This window comes from Roseovarius pacificus, assembly GCF_900142665.1.
In the GTDB taxonomy this organism is placed as follows: domain Bacteria; phylum Pseudomonadota; class Alphaproteobacteria; order Rhodobacterales; family Rhodobacteraceae; genus Roseovarius; species Roseovarius pacificus.
The window spans coordinates 99,696-116,857 of sequence record NZ_FRBR01000013.1; the positions used below are offsets into that span (position 1 = coordinate 99,696).

At 60.4% G+C, this 17,162-nt stretch carries 12 protein-coding genes and 1 pseudogene; 12 read left to right on the forward strand and 1 reads right to left on the reverse strand.

Translation table 11 applies throughout. The features are described 5' to 3' along the window. Window positions 1-5: 5 nt before the first annotated feature. From BUB53_RS17715 to BUB53_RS17745, 7 genes and pseudogenes are all read left to right on the forward strand, one after another. Window positions 6-116, forward strand: a pseudogene (locus BUB53_RS17715) (SMC-Scp complex subunit ScpB); the annotation flags it as partial. Between the two features lie 192 nt (window positions 117-308). Continuing rightward, complete coding sequence (locus BUB53_RS17720; protein ID WP_073036550.1) at window positions 309-2,255, forward strand: TonB-dependent receptor domain-containing protein; 1,947 nt, start codon at window positions 309-311, stop codon at window positions 2,253-2,255. A 3-nt stretch (window positions 2,256-2,258) separates the two neighbouring features. Further along, entirely contained in the window at window positions 2,259-6,188 is a 3,930-nt protein-coding gene (gene cobN, locus BUB53_RS17725; RefSeq protein ID WP_073036552.1) for a cobaltochelatase subunit CobN, read from the forward strand. A gap of 5 nt (window positions 6,189-6,193) precedes the next feature. After that, window positions 6,194-6,643 (forward strand): MotA/TolQ/ExbB proton channel family protein, encoded by a 450-nt coding sequence (locus BUB53_RS17730; RefSeq protein ID WP_200797820.1) that lies wholly within the window; start codon window positions 6,194-6,196, stop codon window positions 6,641-6,643. Beyond that, window positions 6,643-6,951, forward strand: coding sequence for a DUF2149 domain-containing protein (locus tag BUB53_RS17735; RefSeq protein WP_073036556.1), 309 nt, complete (start codon window positions 6,643-6,645; stop codon window positions 6,949-6,951). The genes BUB53_RS17730 and BUB53_RS17735 overlap by 1 nt, the downstream gene beginning before the upstream one ends. Before the next feature lie 659 nt (window positions 6,952-7,610). Continuing rightward, entirely contained in the window at window positions 7,611-8,597 is a 987-nt protein-coding gene (locus BUB53_RS17740; protein WP_073036558.1) for a serine hydrolase domain-containing protein, read from the forward strand. Between the two features lie 48 nt (window positions 8,598-8,645). After that, window positions 8,646-9,335: an NAD(P)H-dependent oxidoreductase gene (locus tag BUB53_RS17745; RefSeq protein WP_084729286.1), complete on the forward strand. Its 690-nt coding sequence runs from the start codon at window positions 8,646-8,648 to the stop codon at window positions 9,333-9,335. Window positions 9,336-9,470: 135 nt separating this feature from the next. Here BUB53_RS17745 and BUB53_RS17750 read toward each other — a convergent pair whose 3' ends face one another. After that, the gene (locus BUB53_RS17750; RefSeq protein ID WP_073036560.1) at window positions 9,471-10,889 is read right to left on the reverse strand and encodes a LysR family transcriptional regulator; all 1,419 of its coding nucleotides are present in this window, start codon (window positions 10,887-10,889) and stop codon (window positions 9,471-9,473) included. A gap of 175 nt (window positions 10,890-11,064) precedes the next feature. Here BUB53_RS17750 and BUB53_RS17755 point away from each other — a divergent pair, with 175 nt between their 5' ends. The 5 genes from BUB53_RS17755 to BUB53_RS17775 all read left to right on the forward strand — a co-directional run bounded on the left by BUB53_RS17755 (window position 11,065) and on the right by BUB53_RS17775 (window position 16,831). Beyond that, the gene (locus BUB53_RS17755; protein ID WP_073036562.1) at window positions 11,065-11,964 is read left to right on the forward strand and encodes a siderophore ABC transporter substrate-binding protein; all 900 of its coding nucleotides are present in this window, start codon (window positions 11,065-11,067) and stop codon (window positions 11,962-11,964) included. Between the two features lie 8 nt (window positions 11,965-11,972). Then, the gene (locus BUB53_RS17760) at window positions 11,973-12,974 is read left to right on the forward strand and encodes an ABC transporter permease (protein ID WP_229709579.1); all 1,002 of its coding nucleotides are present in this window, start codon (window positions 11,973-11,975) and stop codon (window positions 12,972-12,974) included. After that, window positions 12,971-13,939, forward strand: coding sequence for an iron chelate uptake ABC transporter family permease subunit (locus BUB53_RS17765; protein ID WP_084729288.1), 969 nt, complete (start codon window positions 12,971-12,973; stop codon window positions 13,937-13,939). The genes BUB53_RS17760 and BUB53_RS17765 overlap by 4 nt, the downstream gene beginning before the upstream one ends. Next, the gene (locus BUB53_RS17770; RefSeq protein ID WP_073036567.1) at window positions 13,936-14,694 is read left to right on the forward strand and encodes an iron ABC transporter ATP-binding protein; all 759 of its coding nucleotides are present in this window, start codon (window positions 13,936-13,938) and stop codon (window positions 14,692-14,694) included. The genes BUB53_RS17765 and BUB53_RS17770 overlap by 4 nt, the downstream gene beginning before the upstream one ends. 88 nt (window positions 14,695-14,782) lie before the next feature. After that, on the forward strand, window positions 14,783-16,831 hold the full coding sequence (locus BUB53_RS17775; protein ID WP_084729290.1) for a TonB-dependent receptor domain-containing protein: 2,049 nt from the start codon (window positions 14,783-14,785) through the stop codon (window positions 16,829-16,831). The last annotated feature ends 331 nt before the right edge of the window (window positions 16,832-17,162 follow it).

The window sequence follows — 17,162 nt, forward strand, 5'->3', positions numbered from 1 at the left end:
TGCATTATACCTTTGTCACCACCGACCGGTTCCTTGCCGCCTTCGGCTTGGAAACCCTGCGCGATCTGCCGGACCGGGAGCAGCTGGAGGATGCGGGGGTGGTTGACCCTGCATAGGCGTTTGGGCGGCGACACGAGTTGCATTTTGGTCTTTCTGTGAAGCGGACCATTCACCGGAAGGCTTGAAGCTCATCCGAATTCCAGGGGCAGGGTAAAATCTGGTTGCGATTAGATATGTGATAACATAACAGTATCCGCGCTCCTTGTCGGGCACCGTCACGCATCTTCGACCAAAGGCAGGACCGAATTATGATCGCACGCCCTTTTCTTGCTGCATATTTTCTGACGACCGCGGCACTTGCCGTTTCATCGGAACGGGCGTGGGCCCAGGACGATGCCCCGTTCGAACTGGACCCCATCATCCTGAGCGTTACGGGGTCTCCCCAGTCTTTGCAGGATGCGCCGGGGAGTGTGAGCGTGGTGTCTGGCGAGAGCCTGCGCGACAGGCCGATTGAAAACCTGGCCGATGCGGTCGAGGGCGAACCGGGTGTGCAATCCAGCGGGGTCGGGCTGGGGCGGCGTGGCATTTCGATTCGGGGAATGTTGCCGGAACAGACGTTGATCCTCATTGACGGACAGCGGATCAGCAATTCTTCGTCGGCGGTGCAGCATTCGGATTACGAACTGGGCTGGCTTCCACCCGAAGCAATCGAACGCATCGAAGTGGTGCGTGGCCCGATGTCTTCGCTCTATGGTTCGGACGCCTTGGGCGGCGTCGTCAATATCGTCACGCGTGTGCCGACGGATCGGTGGCAGGGCACGATTTCGGCTATCGGGCGGATGACCACGCATGGTGACGGCGGTGATATGCAGGATCTGAGCGCTTATGCCAGCGGTCCGATTGTGCCCGGTGTGCTAGGCCTCAGCCTCTGGGCACAGGAAAAACGGCGTGAGGAGCTTGTCTCGGCCACTACTCCCGGCACGTCGGCGGCGGATAACGAGAAAAGCCGCATGGCGGGTGGCACGCTGACCTGGACACCCGATGACCGCCAGGTGCTCAGGTTTTCTTTCGGCTCCGGCTATCAGCGCCGATGGATGGATATGGCAACTGCGCGCGGTCCCGGTGGTTATCGTTCGACCGACACGATCCGGCGCAATCGGCTGTCGCTGTCGCATGATGCGGATTGGAGTTGGGGCAGCACCGCGATCAGCCTCTATCGCACGGAACTCGACCGGAAGAATCAGCGCACCGACGGGGTGGCGCCTGCGGGGCCGCATCGGTTTGTTGACACGGTGTTCTCAGCGCGGGCGCGGTTTTCGGCCGGGGCAGCCCATAGTTTTACCCTGGGGACGGAACTGCGCGAGGAGAAGCTGAAAGATCCGACGGTGAATGCCGCCGGTCGTGCGTCGAAAACGCATTTCGCGACCTATCTCCAGGATGAGATTACCCTTGGCGATGACTGGACTCTCGTCCTGGGGGCGCGAGCCGACCATCATGAGGATTTCGACTGGCATGTGAGCCCGCGAGCGCATCTGCGATATCAGGTGAACGATGCGCTGAGCCTGCGGGTCGGTGTGGGCTCGGGCTTCAAGGCTCCGACGATGAAGCAGCTTTCGCCCGATTATGCGGCGATTGCGGGTGGCGGACGGTTCACGATTGTCGGCAATCCCGCTCTGAAGCCCGAAGAGAATATTTCGGTCGAGGCGGGGCTCGCATACCACCGCGCGGATTGGTCGGTGGAGGCGACGCTTTTCCATAACGATGTCGAAAATCTCATCCAGGCGATCTGCACCACCAGTTGCTCGGGGGCGCCGGGGGCGACATGGAGCTACATGAATGTCGACAAGGCGCGTCTGCGCGGACTGGAACTGAGCGGCGACATCGATATTACGAACAACGTATCCCTGACGGCCAATTACACTTATCTGGACGCGACAGACCGCGAGACGGGCAAGGATCTGACAGGGCGCTCCAAACATATGGCGAGCCTGGGTATCGACTGGCGTTTCACACCCCGCACGAGTGCTGCGCTGCGCGTTAATTACGTGGGCGAGCAGGACACCAGCACGGGCTCAGGGCGTCAGCCGGCCTATACGATGGTGTCGGTCGGTGGACAGCATCGGTTCGACAACGGGGTGACGGCGCTTTTCGGTATCGAGAACCTGACGGATCAGCGTCTGGCGAACGAGAATACGGATTACGCCTTCGCCGATCCGGGCCGTCGTTTCTATGTTGGCCTGAAAAAGTCGTTCTGATCGATGCTCGGGTTGTTTTTGAAAAGCGCGCTTCTGCTGTGCTTTGCCACAGGGGCCGTGTTGGCGGACGTATCCGATCAGGGTGTGCCGGTCGTGCGTGTGATGTCCAACGATTTTGTTCTGCCGGGGAAGATACAGGCGCTGCGGCAGGTGGCCGAAGAGGCCGGGGTGCGGTTGGAACATACCTACATCGAGGAGGCGTCTTCGGACGACTGGCCGCCGGATGCGGATCTGGTGGTATTCGATGTGCCGCGACCGGGGGACCGTGCGCAGGTTGAAACGTTCTGGACGGACCGCGCCATGCCGGATGAAATATCGGTGCCCCGGATCACCGTCGGCGGCGGCCCCCCTGCGTGGGAAGGTATGCCAGCGCCCGATGCGATGAAACTGGCCGGGTATTATGGTTTCGGTGGGCAGGCGAACCTGCGTCATTTCTTTCGTGCTGTCGCCGCGTGGCATGACGGCGACAGCCTTGCGCAGTTTCCCGCCCCAAGACGCCGCGCGATGACCGGCGTCTACCACCCGGCGGCGGACCGGACATTCGACGATGCCGAGTCCTATCTGTCATGGGGTGCGGCGCGTTGGCCGGACGCGCGGGGGCGTGTACTCTTCGTGTTTCACCAAGGCGATATCGCCAGCCTGCAAACCCAGGTGATCGACGGATTGATTGCCAGAAGCGAAGCGGCGGGGCTTGTTCCGCTCGCCGTGTGGGTCGATGCGTCCGATCCCGAGGCGCTGACCCGCTTCGCCAGGCCCGCGAAGGCGGATGCCATCGTGAACCTGACCCATATGATGAACGGGACCGCCCGCAGCGCCGAGTTCGAGGCGCTGGACGTTCCGGCGATCCAGACCTTGTCCTACCGTGGCGGAACCCGTGAAGAGTGGAAAAAGGCGGATACGGGGATTCCCGCCCGGTTGAGCGCGCCGTTTCTGGCTGTCCCCGAGGCCTGGGGTATGTCCGATCCGATCGTGCTGAGCGCCGTGGAGGACGGTGTGCAGGAACTGATCCCCGCGCAGGCCGATCTGTTGATCGGCAAGCTGGTGCGGTTGGCGGCGCTGCGCCACACGCCTGCCCGCGAAAAGCGCCTGGCGCTGATGTTCTGGAACTATCCCGCCGGTGAAAAGAACCTGTCGGCCTCGAATCTCAATGTGCCGCGCAGTCTGGAGCGATTGACGCATGCTTTGGGGCAGGCGGGGTACAACGTGCCGGTTCTGCCCGAAGCGCGGATGATCGAGGCCGGGCAGGCAATGCTGGCTGCGCTCTACAGGACCGGGCCGCTGGAAAATCTTCTGGCGCGCGATCTCGCCGTGGCGATTCCGGTATCGGATTACCAGACATGGGTGGCAACATTACCGCAGGAGAAACGTCATGCCATCGGGCATCTCGATCCGGTCGGCACGCATTGGGCCGTGCGCGAGGTCGATGGCCGCCCGAGCCTGATCGTCCCCCGGCTGAGGCTCGGCAATCTCGTGGTTTTGCCGCAGATGCCGCGCGGCGGCGATCCGGGGGCGCACCTGCACGATATGACGCATCCGCCGGATCATCTGTATATGGCGGCCTATCTCTATCTGCGCCGGGAGTTCGGGGCGCATGCCCTGATCCATTTCGGGACGCATGGTACGCAGGAATGGCTGCCGGGCAAGGACCGGGGCCTTGCTGCCCTAGACGATCCGTTTCTGATGGTTGGCGATCTGCCGATATTCTATCCGTATATTCAGGACAATGTAAGCGAAGCCCTACAGGCCAGACGGCGTGGGCGAGCGGTAACCGTCAGTCACCAGACACCGCCGTTCGGGCCATCCGGCCTCTATGATGAATTGCGCGACATACATCGGCTGTTGCACGATTACATTCAGCTCGAGGCGGGGGCTGTGAAGGAAAATACAGGGCGAAAGATCGTCTCGGCGGTCGTTGCGGCCGGCATCGACAAAGATCTGGGGATTACAGAAACCGCGCTAGGGGCCGATCTGCCGGCGCATCTGCCCGCGCTGCACGATCACCTGCACGAACTGGCGCGACAGGTCATTCCGCTTGGCCTGCACGAGTTTGGCGCGCCCGCCGATCCCGAGGCGCGCCTGACCACCATGTTGCAGCAATTGGGGCCGTCTTTTGCACGTGCGGCGGGCGACGACCCCGAAGAAATGCTGACCGGGGATCAGGAGGCGCTCAGGAGGTCGCGCAGTTTCACGCTGTTGCAGGCCCATGTTCTGAACGGAGAGCCACTGGACGGTCTGGCCCCTGGGCTTGGGCCGTATCTGGAGCGCGCCCGCGCGTTCGAAGAAAACCTGCTGGCTGCGCCGGGCGAAATTGCGGCGCTGCTGAACGGTCTTGCCGGAGGTTTCGTCGCGCCCGGTTCGGGGGGCGATCCGGTGCGCAATCCCGAGATCCGTTCGGGCCGGAATCTGCACGGGTTCGAGCCTGACCGCCTGCCGTCGCGTGCGGCCTACGAGGCGGGCAAGGATGCCTTCGACAGCCTGGCCGCCACGTTGCGTGAGGAAAATCAAGGGGCATGGCCCGAAAAGATCGCGTTCAGCCTTTGGGCCTCCGAGGCGTTGCGGCATCAGGGAATTACCGAAGCGCAGGTTCTGCACGCGTTGGGGCTTCGGCCCGTCTGGAGCGAGGACGGGCGGGTGGAACGGCTGGAGATCGTTCCCGAGACCGAGATGGACCACCCTCGTGTCGATGTGGTGATCCAGGTGACCAGCGTTTATCGCGACCAGTTCGATGGGTTCATGCGTCTTCTGGCCGAAGGGATCGAGGCGCTGGCCGCGCGCGATCCGGCCGACAATATCATTGCGCGGAACAGTGGGCGTATCGCGGAGACGCTGAGGGCGCGCGGGCTTGCTGCGGACGTTGCACGGCGGCAGGCCTCCCTTCGGCTGTTTGGCAATGCGCCCGGCCAGTATGGGTCGGGCCTGTCGCACCGGGCGCTCGAGTCCACCTCATGGGACAGCGACGACACGCTGGCCGAGCTGTACCTGGATGGAAACGGCTATGCGTTCGGTCAGCAGGACTGGGGCCTGCGCAGCGAGGGAGGCAATCTTCTGGCCGATCAGTTGTCCGGGACGCAGGCGGTCGTGATGTCCCGATCGTCGAACCTGCATGGTGTGCTGTCAACGGATCATCCGTTCGATTTCATGGGCGGGCTTTCACTGGCAGTGCGTCACCTGGATGGGGGGTCGCCATCGCTTTTCGTGACCGACCTGCGCAGTGGGCCCGCCGTCACGAAACCGCTGGCGTCCTTTTTGTCGACGGAGCTTCGGGCGCGCTATCTCAATCCGCAATGGATCGGAGAAATGATGCGAGAGGGCTATTCCGGCACGCTTTCGATGCTGAATGCCACCAACAACCTGTTTGGCTGGCAAGTGGTCGATCCCGCCACGGTACGGGCGGATCAATGGCAGGCGATGTTCGAAACCTATGTCCAGGACAGCCGCGATCTGGGTCTCGATGCCTATTTCGAGACCGAAAACCCGACGGCGCAGGCGCAATTGATGGAGCGCATGGTGGAAGCGATCCGCAAGGGCTATTGGGATGCGCCGCCTCAGACCCGTAAGGCGCTGGCAGAACGCTGGCGGGAGCTTGAAACGATGCACGGGGTTTCTGCCGGAGAGGATGTGACGCGCGCGTATCTGGCGCAAATGGCCGCGGGATTCGGGCTTGCCAGCGATGTGGCGCCCGAGCCCGGCGCGACAAATACCGTACCGGACAGCGGACAAGCCGATCCGGCCGGTTCCCCTCAGGCACAGCCGGTCGAGGGGCAGACGCTTCAGGCCGTGGACGCCATGTCCGGGCAGCCCTCTCGTGACGAGGTATCGCGACTTTGGGCTGCGGGCCTTCTGCTGTTGCTCTTTCTTTCGGGGGCCGGGCTGCAATGGCAACGGGCACGTCCGGCGCGCGTGGCGGCCCTTCAGGGACAGGACCCAAGATGACACGAATGGAATTCGAACTTTTTCAACTGGCGGGCCTGTTCCTTGCGCCCGTTCTGATGCTGATCGTGGCGGCGCTCGCTTATGCGTTTTTCGCGCTCGGGATGTTCTTTCTGGAATTCTGGCAGCGCATGCGGGGAACGCATCGGCCGCTCGACCCGTCGGGCGAACTTGCTTCCGAGGATTTCGAGTTGCGGATATTGAAACGACTCGAATGGCTGCGGATCGTGTCGCGCACCGCTCCGATGCTGGGGCTGGTGGCGACGATGATTCCGATGGGTCCGGCGCTTCTGGCGCTTGGCCAGGGCGATGCGGCGGCGGTGTCGGAGAATCTTGTCGTGGCCTTCTCGGCGGTGATCCTGGCCCTCGTTGCCGCAAGCATCACCTTCTTCATCCTGACGGTTCGCCGTCGTTGGATGCTTGAGGAATTGCGCGATCATGAAAGGAGTGTCGCCTGATGCGTTTTCTGGATGGCGATGACGGTGATGACCCCGTTCTTTCCGTCGTGAATCTGATCGACGTATTCCTTGTTATCACCGGCATCCTGATGGTGCAGACCGTGGCCAACCCGCTCAATCCGTTTTCGGAGGATTCCGTCACGGTGATCGAGAATCCGGGCACGCCGGAGATGCGCATCACGATCAAAGATGGCCGGGAACTGACGCGCTATGAAGCAAACGGAGAGATCGGCGAAGGGCAGGGTATCCGCGCGGGCACGACCTATCGGCTTGACGATGGCAGGATGATTTACGTGCCCGAGGAATGACGGGAAAACATTGCAATCAATTGTGCGTTCGGCGCTTATCTGAATTGAGTTTGGGGTGATAAGGAAGCCGGGTTTTGGGGGGCCTGCGCAAAGTCTGTCCGATGGCCACTGACCTCATCAGGCAAGATATGATATATTGATATTATCCGGTTGATGTCGTCGGTTCAGGCGGACCAGGTGCCCATAGTTTCGGGTAATAATGTCGATCGAATATGTGTGCCAAAGGTCGAATGCATCGAATCTGTCGTGTCGGTAAGATGTGGCAGTGGCCTTTGCGGTCTGTCTTGCTCTGGCTCCCTGGAGACCCGGATATGCCCGGTCACGAGGCAGGAATTCATGATCCGCACTCATGAATGATAGCAATGGACGTTGGCTAATACGACGGGCAGGCAGGGTTATATTACAGGATACGGGATGCAGGGCTGAAGCTCTTGTGTCCGGATTCTGCAACGCGTGCCGGGACTGAGCAACGATATGAAGCGACTCCGAGTACATCGCCACGGTGCCAATTATCGCGCCCTGCGGGGCAAGTGCCGCTCTTCGTTGACGGTTGGTGCGAACCAGGAGTTGCCTCATGCTGAACCACAGCGCGCTGACCGCGCGAGTTCGGGAAGGCCGTACCAACCGATGAGGTTCTTCGATATGAAAGCCGATGCCCGATGCTGAACCGCCGTAGTTTTGCCGCCACCCTGCTGTCAGCCTCCGCTGTGCCATTCGTGAATCGTGCGATTGCGCAGACCGAAAGCGACATCCGCTCTGCTGTCAGGGATCTGCCCCAGTTTCATGCGATGATCGTGCAGCGCGGCGATGATATCGTTTTTGCCGAAGCGCTGCGCGGTCCGGGCCTCGACCGGGTTGCGAACATCAAGTCCTGCTCGAAAAGTATTGTCGCATTGCTTGCGGGCAACGCCATCTCGCAAGGGGCTATTGCGAGCGTGGAGGCCACGCTTGGCGTGGTGGCGCCCTCGATCATACCCTCGGATGCAACCCAGGGTGTCGCGGATCTGACCATCGAGGACCTGCTGACATTGCGCGCCGGTCTCGAAGGAACGTCGGGCCCGAATTACGGGGCGTGGGTCAATTCCGACAACTGGGTGAGTTTCGCCCTGCGACGGCCGATGATCGCCACGCCCGGCGAACGGATGATCTATTCCACTGGCACCACGCATGTTCTCGGTGCCGCCTTGACAGTTGCAACGGGGCAGAGCCTGCTCGAACAGGCGCGCTCGGTTCTCGGGCGTCCGCTGGGGATCGAGATTCCCCCATGGACCCGCGATCCGCAGGGTTTCTATTTCGGCGGCAACGAGATGGCGCTGACCCCGCGCGCCATGTTGCGCATCGCCATGCTCATGCGTGATGGCGGACGGTTCGGGGGTGAGCAAATCCTCTCGGCCGACTGGATTCGCGCGTCGATCCGGCCCCATACCCGCTCACCTTTCTCTGGACTTGACTATGGCTATGGCTGGTTCCTGACTGACAGCGGCTTCATCCTCGCCCGTGGTTATGGCGGGCAGGTTATTGCAGCACACCCGGAACGGGATCTGGCGGTTGCCATCACCTCGGACCCGAATTCTCCCGCGCGGTCGGGAGGGTATTTCGGGCAATTGATCGACCTGCTTGAGGGGCCGTTGCTGACACTGGGGTGACGGTGAAAAGGGACGCCACGGGGCCAGATACAACGAAAGGAAATCATCATGATGAACGAACGCGATAACTCACCCGAACGCCCGGAAAGCAACCGTGCCGACAATGTCAGCCGGCGCAGCGTGGTCACCGCCGGGGCCGGATTGGCGATTGGCGCCGCCGTTCCCGCTCTGATGTCGGGCACCGGTGCGCGGGCCCAGGTCACGAACGGCAGGCCGCGGACGCTGATCATCGCCTCACATCCCTATCCCGACCGCTCTGTCGTCAACAAGGCATTGTGGGAACCGGCACAGGCCGCCGAGGACACGATGTTCAAGAACCTCGAGTCTGTTTACGGTGACAATCTGCAAGGGTTCGACCGCACAGAAGAACGCCGGATTTACCGGGATATGGAGCGGCTCGTTCTGATGTTCCCGATCCACTGGTTCAACATGACGCCGATGATGAAGGCCTACATGAACGAAGTCTGGGGGTCGGGTGCGCCATCCGAACTCAGGGGGAAGGAGCTGCTGGTCGTGACGACCACCGCGGGTGGGGCGGATGCCTATCGCCCTGAAGGCCGTCTCGGCTTTACCATCGAAGAGGTGCTGACACCGCTACAGGCCAGCGCGAACTACACTGGTATGAATTTTTCGGAGCCGCTCGCATTCCTCGGTGCGGCCGGTGCAGGGGCCGATGCACTGCGACAGTATCAGGATACCTTGGCGGCAAGGCTGCGTGAGGCTCCGAGAAGGACCTGATTGGCGTGGCCGGCGGATCGACATGTTTCAATCTCGTGCAACAAGCAGCGAAACCTCCGGCAACATATCGGCGGCATCGTATGTCGGTATCCGGAATTTTCCGAACGGGTGTTGCCGGTGTCAGCCGGTGGTGGTTCACTTGCGCCGGTTGGCCCAGAGTTCGGCAGCCTCGGCACGGGAGTGATCCATTGGCGTTGCGCTAATTGACAACAGGTTTAACGCGACAGCGGCAGTTTCGATGATGGCCGCTGTCGCATCCGGGTGGGTGACGCTTCCGTCCCAGATTGCCTGCCATTTCTCCAGGCGGCTGAAATTATCGTTCGTTTCAGGATTGGCATTGCCATTGGACGCAGGGCCGAACAGCCGGTTTTGGGTGACTTCACCGTCGCGTAGCACGAACAAAGCCTGGCTTCTGTGAGGCACGATTTGTGCTGCGTCCCGGTGCCCGAGCAGGACAGCGAAGCGATCCCAGCCAAGTTCCTTCGCGGCTTCGAGTTGCAGTTTGGGGCGATCACTGCCGCGTATGCCTGCCAGGGTTGCCGGTGCTGCGCCGGGATTGAGCAGGGCCGAGACATATTGCGTTGCATTGGGCATCATGAACAGCGGGTATAGCCAATGCAGTTTCCGAAGGTCCGGCGCGAAGTTCTCGATGGGAAGATAGGCCAGGATACCGTGGTTATCGTCTGCGTGTTCTGCCTCCGGCTTTGTCAGAACGGGTAGCTGCGCATAGTCAAACGCCCGGTGGACAACACTGTTGTGCGGGCCATGCATCAGGACCCGATACCCGGCCCGTGCCACAAGCCGTGCTGCATGAATGAAGAGTGGCGCGCCTTGTGTGCGCGGTGACAGATATGCCGGCCAATCGAGGTCGAACGGTCCGGTTCCGGGGTCATCCAGGTGGCTGTGCCGACGTGCTGCACGGGTAAATCCGACCAGTTCCTGTTCAGTCAGTCCGCGGCTTTGCAGGGCAATCAGAAATGCGCCAATCTGCACATCGGCCGGTTGCCCGGACAAAAGGATGGTAAATGCGTCATCGGCTTCGGCCGCGTTCAAGGGACGTGTTTGCCCGGCAGTGTTTCCGATTGTCGCAATGTATGAGGCAAACCGAAGCGAGGCTTCGGGGTTTTTGTTCATTACCGCTATACGCTGCGCTATGTCTGTGGCGCCCGGTCCGCGATCTGGTTGGCGCCATTGGTTCAGGGCCAGCGGAGGCTGAGAGAGCAGTGAATCCCGTACCGGTTTACTGTCACATTCCGGCAGAAGCAGTGAATTTGCCTCGGCCACAAGAGCGCGGATGCGTGGGCGCAGGTTTTCGGCAAAGGCCGTGGGGACCATCCCCTTGCCGGTGCGTTCAAACAACTCCTGGCCGTAGTGTTCGCGTAACTGTCGTAAAATCCGGCTCATTGCGGACGGGGTCTTGCCCAGTTTCCCGGCGGCGCGTGCCAGCGTTCCCTCGACCAGTATCGCATCAAAGGCGACCAGAAGTTTCAACCGGTCCAGATCCTGGATCAACTCTGTCATTGATGTGTCTTCATCGGTTTTCACGCTGTCCATCACATCCTCATGTTGCACCTGGGTTAACTTAGATCGGTTCTAAAGTTTTTATATTTGCTCCCGGTTGTCCATCTTTATAACCCACTAAATAAATCAGGAATAGGGCGGCGCGAAAACTCACGAAAGCGTGAGAGCCATGTGGCTGTCTGCCCGACACTTTTAGGGATGATCGACAATGCGAGTATTATTCGGCGCGGCACTTTTGAGTGCGGTTGCAACACTGACGAACGCGCAGGACACCACCATTGAAACAGCGCAAGGTGCTGTGACGCTTGCGGGCCAGCCGGAAAAGGTTGTGGTGCTGGATCTGGGGGTTCTCGATATTTTCAACACGCTGGATATTCCTGTCGCGGGTGTGGCCGGTGGCCCCAAGCCGGACTATCTGGCCGATTACGGCAACGCGCCGATTTCTCAGCTGGGCAGCTTTTTTGAGCCGGACATTGAAAAGATCAATGCCCTGTCGCCCGATCTGGTGATCGTGGCCGGCCGGTCCCGCGCCAAGCTGCAAGAGGTGGCCAGGGTTGCGCCTGCTATCGATATGACGGTGGAAAGCACCGATCTTGTTGGCTCGCTTGAGCGGAACATGACCGAGCTGGGCAAGCTGTTCGGTAAGGAAGATCGCGCTGCCGAGGCGATGGCCGCGCTGGATGCCCGTTTTGCTGAAATGCGCGAAAAAACGGCGCAAGAGGGGACGGCGCTGGTGCTGATCACCACCGGCGGCAGGATGAGCACCCATGGCGCGCAGGGCCGTTTCGCCGTGATTTTCAACGAGATGGGATTTGCCCCCGCTATTGAGAATGTAAAAGCCGGCACTCACGGGCAGCCGATTTCAAACGAATATATCCTCGAGACCAACCCCGACTGGTTGTTCGTGGTGGACCGCGATGCCGCCATCGGGCGTGACGGACAACCGGCCAGGCAGATGCTGGACAACCCTCTGGTGCACAAAACCACAGCCTGGACCGAAGGCCAGGTCGTGTTTCTGGACCCGGCGGACTGGTATCTTGTCGGTGCGGCCGGTCCGACGGCGCTTGATCGTGCATTGACGCAAATCTCAACCGCGCTTGCAGACTGAATCTACCAATGACAGTTCGTTCCTATACTTCCACGTCCCAATGGGCGCGGGCTGTCAACTTGGTGCAGATGAAGCCCTTGCTTTATTGCTTTGTGGTGGTGTTGCTGATCGCTGCCAGCTTGCTTGTCGGTGCGACGGGGGTGGGGCTGACGAGTCTTCTGACAGATCCCGATGCGCGTGAGATATTCCTGATCAGCCGTCTGCCCCGCAGTGCGGCTTTGGTTCTGGCCGGGGCCAGTTCTGCGATCATGGGAGCCATTGTTCAGCGTCTCGTCAGCAACCATTTTGTTGAACCCTCGACGATGGGAACTGTCGACAGCGCCGGCTTCGGTTTGCTGGCTGGACTTTTGTTCCTGCCCGATGCGCCCCCGATGTGGCGCATGGTTATCGCCGCCGCCGGGGCGTGGCTGGGCACGGCGATGTTTCTGCTGCTGTTGCGGTCCGTGCCGATGCGCTCGCCCTTGATGCCGCCGCTTCTGGGGATCGCGTTTGGCGGGATCATCGGTTCGGCCACCAGTTTCATCGCTTATCGGTTCGATCTGATGCAGGCGATGTCATCATGGATGACCGCTGATTTTTCGGTGGTGCTGAGTGGCCGTTACGAACTGCTTTATGTTGCCGGGGGCATCACCCTGCTGGGCTGGTTTGCCGCCGATCGCTTTACCCTGGCCGGGATGGGGGACGATATCGCGCGCGGGCTTGGCCTGAATCCAACAATGGTGCTGGCGATTGGCATCACGATTGTGGCGGTGGTGACGGGCGCCATTGTCGTGACGGTCGGGTTCATACCGTTTCTCGGGCTGATCGTCCCCAACCTGATTGCCCGGTGGCGCGGTGACAATCTGCGCAGGTCCTTGCCGCTGGTGGCGTGGCTGGGCGCGGTGATGACGCTGGCCTGCGATATCTTCGGGCGGCTGATCTTTCACCCCTTCGACCTGCCGATCGGCGTGACCATGGGCGTGCTGGGCGCGGTCATTTTCCTATGGCTTTTGCTGAAGAGGTTCGGATGATGAGCCCCGCCGACCGTAGCATGCGTGCCCGAGTACTGATCACCGGTACAACCGCGTTATGTGCGGGGCTGATACTGGCATTCCTGACCATCGGGGCGACCGGAGATTGGGGGTTCGTCCTGTCGTTTCGGGGCGACAGGCTGATTACGATCGCATTGGTGGCCTGGGCGGTGCCGTTCTCGACGGTGTTGTTCCACACACTGTCGAACAACCAGATTCTGACGCCATCGATCATGGGATTCGATGCGTTGTTCGTCTTGATCCAGACGCTTGGTGTTTTCCTGCTCGGCTCTGCCGAGGTGGGGGCGATGGACTCCCGCCTGGTTTTCGCCGGGGAACTGGCGGTCATGACCCTGTTTTCAGTGGGGCTTTACCGGCTGCTCTATGCGCGCATGACGCGGTTATTAGAGTTGTTGTTGCTGGTCGGTATCATTTGCGGGGTATTGTTCCGTTCCGTCGCGGGGCTGTTGCAGCGGCTGATTGATCCCGGTGAATTCCTTGTGTTGCAGGATCGTATTTTCGCCAGCTTCAGCGGGGCGAGCAGTTCGGAACAGTTGAGTGCAGCTGTGCTGATCGGATTGTCCAGCGCCTGGGCCTGGTATCGTTTGCCAGCCATCGACGCGATGCTTCTGGGCCGTGACGGGAGCATTGCGGTTGGCGTGGATCACAAGCGCCTGTCGCTGGAGATTTTTCTGATTGTGACCTTTCAGGTTGCGGCCACCACGGCGCTTGTGGGGCCGATCACGTTTTTCGGGCTTCTGGTTGTCCACCTTGCCTATCGTCTTTTGCCCGGCGCACCCCACGGGATGCTGATCCCGTTGTCGATCTTGCTTGGGTCTGTGCTGCTGGTTGGCGCGCAGGTCCTGCTGGAGCGGTTGCTGGGGTTCATCGGAACCGTGAGCATGATCGTGGAATTTGTCGGTGGGGTGGTCTTTGTTCTCTTGCTGATCGGGGGACGAAGATGATCCGGGTTGAAAGCCTCACCAAGACATATGCCGGTTCAACCGTGGTCGATATCGACGCGCTACACCTGCCCCAGGGGGGAGTGACGGCGATTATCGGACCGAACGGGGCCGGGAAATCCACCTTGCTGTCCATGATTGGCCGGCTCGAGATACCCAGCACCGGGCGCGTGTTGCTGGACGGGCAGGATGTGCGCACATTTCGCAACAATACACTGGCCCGCCGCCTTGCGGTGCTGAAGCAAGACAACACACTGGCCGCGCGCCTGACCGTTCACGATCTCGTGGCGTTTGGCCGCTATCCCTATTCCAGGGGGCGGCCGACGCAGGAGGACAGAGAACAGATCGACGCGGCCCTCGATCTGGTAGGCTTGCAGGACTTCAGATACCGGTTTCTTGATGAACTGTCCGGCGGGCAGCGGCAGCGCGCCTTTATCGCCATGGTGCTGGCTCAGGATACTGAATACGCGCTGTTCGACGAGCCGCTCAACAGTCTCGACATCAACCATGCGGTTGGTGTGATGCGCTTGCTGGGCCATGCCGCTGACGAAATGGGTAAAACCGTTGTCGTGGTATTGCACGACCTGAACTTTGCCGCCCGTCATGCCGATCACATCATTGCCATGCAGGCCGGCAAGGTCGTCGAAGCGGGCCCCGTTGCCCGGATCATCCGCGAGGATCTTCTGAGGCGGCTCTACGACACGGGCCTGACCGTAACCACCAGAAACAACAGGGTGTTCGTCGATGTCTTTGGATGATCGCCCTTTTCCGTAATCCCCTTCCAGCCAAATGCCTTTCGGCCAGCAGCCAGTGATATGGGGTCTCTTCTCACTAAAGGACAGACCTATGAAAAACAGATTGAGACCACATCTGAAGATGACAACAGGCGTCGGCGCCATCGCTGCGGCCACGGCGCTGGCCACATCCGCCGCAGCCCAGGACGCTGCCGACGAAACCGTGGACCTGGGCACGATCACCATCACGGCTGGCGGGTTCACCCAGAATGTGACCAATGCGCCTGCCTCTGTCACGGTTGTGACCGGCGAGGAGCTGAAAAAAGCGAACATTACCAACCTGTCGGATGCCCTGCGCGAAGTACAGGGTGTCGTGACCACGGGTGTGGCGAATGAAAAAGACATCAAAATCAGGGGCCTGCCGGGGGAGTACACACTGATCCTGGTGGATGGAAAACGTCAGGGCACGCGTGAAAGCCGCACCAACGGGTCCGCCGGGTTCGAGCAGAGTTTTATTCCGCCTGCCGCTGCAATCGAGCGGATCGAGGTCGTTCGCGGGCCGATGTCATCGCTTTATGGTTCGGATGCGATGGGCGGTGTGATCAACATCATCACCAAGCCGGTGGCATCAGAATGGGGTGGCTCGGTCACGGCGGAAACACGTATTCCGGAGCATGACGACGACGGAGGATTGAATCAGTTGTCCTTCTACCTGAACGGTCCGGTCATCGAGGACAAGCTGGGCCTGCAAATCTGGGGGCGGCGTCTTGTGTCGGATGAGTCGGGTATTCTGGATGGCCCCCGTGAGCGGCGTGATCTGGACCTGACCGGCCGTTTGATCTGGACCCCGGTGCAGGATCACGAATTTGCGCTGGAATATGGGAAAACCACTATCGAAAGCCGTGCCACGCCAGGGGAAAGCCTGGCCCTGACGGATGACCCGTATCGTCGCGACAATACCCGCGAGGATCTGGCGCTAAGCTATTCCGGGCAATGGGGCAATGTGACCACCGAGCTGAGCTTTCAGCGCGAAGTGGGCGAGCGCACCAGCTATGAATGGATGAACAATACGCTGGTCGAAAGTCTGCGGTCGCCGGAAATCACCAACTATGTGACCGATGGCAAGGTCACGGCGCCTTTCACCTTCTATGGCGATCACACCTTTGTGGGCGGGTTCCAACATATCCGGGCCGAGCTGAAAGATCAGAACCCCGGTCTGGGCGATGGCATCGACTATACTTATACATCCGAGGAATGGGCCGTTTTTGCCGAGGACGAATGGTGGATTTCGCCTGATTTTGCCGTAACGGCCGGTCTGCGATATACCGAAAGCGATGCATTCGGAGGAGAAGTCACGCCACGCCTTTATGCGGTCTGGAATGCCTCGCCCGCACTGACAATCAAAGGCGGGGTTTCAACCGGATATCGCACGCCTTCCATTCGCCAGACGGTGCCGGGGTATTACTATACGACGCAACGCGGCGCGGGTGTGATTGTGTCGAACGCTAATCTCAAACCAGAATCCAGCACCAGTTATGAGTTGTCCGCCTTGTGGCAAAGTGGACCGGTAGAGCTGGGAGCCACCGCCTTCAGAACGGAATTCACCGATAAGATCGAGAACCGAAACACCGGTCAGCCTGTCGTGGTTAACGGAACCACCTATAACCGTTGGGAATATTATAACGTTCAGGATGCCACTATTCAGGGCCTCGAAATGACTGTCCGCGCCGATCTATCGGACAGTGTCTCGCTCCGTGGATCTTACACTTATACCGATTCAAGCCAGGATTCCGGCACCTATAAAGGCTTGCCGCTGTCGCGGACGCCGGAACATGCGGCGTCGCTTCGGTTGGACTGGCAGACTCCGATTGCCGGGCTCGATACCTGGGGGGCGGTGACCTATCACGGGGATGAGGTGAATTCCGGCGCGCGCATCGGCACCAATGGTACACCGTATGCCTATGATGCCTCGGGCAATGCGATTGCCTATAAATACGACGGGTACACCACCTTCGATCTGGGTGTGTCCTATGAGATTACCGAGGCAGCGACACTGAACGCCGCAATTTACAACGTAACAGATACATCCGTGACCGACAGCGACAACAACACCTATCAGCCCGGCCGGACACTCTGGGTTGGTTTAACGACGTCGTTCTGATCAAGGGCGTGTTCATGGGTGGCGTCAAAGCTGTTTGAGCCAGTCTGATTAAGCTGTCCTTGTACTGAATCGGTACCGCGCTATACGGAGAGCCGTGGCGCGGTATCGAATGGAGTGGTTCGGTTGCAGATCTGCAACCGCCGCCGCGGTTGCCTTGCCATTGGGCGCTCTTGTGCTGCCAGCCGGGCCGCGATCATGGCGACTGCCTTGGCCATTCTGCATGGCCCGGAGATGAAAAAGGCCCGCCGGTCTGGCGGGCCTTTCGGGATGTTCGGGGGCGCCGGTCTCAGAGTTTCTCTGTGAGTTCCGGGACGGCAGTGAAGAGGTCTGC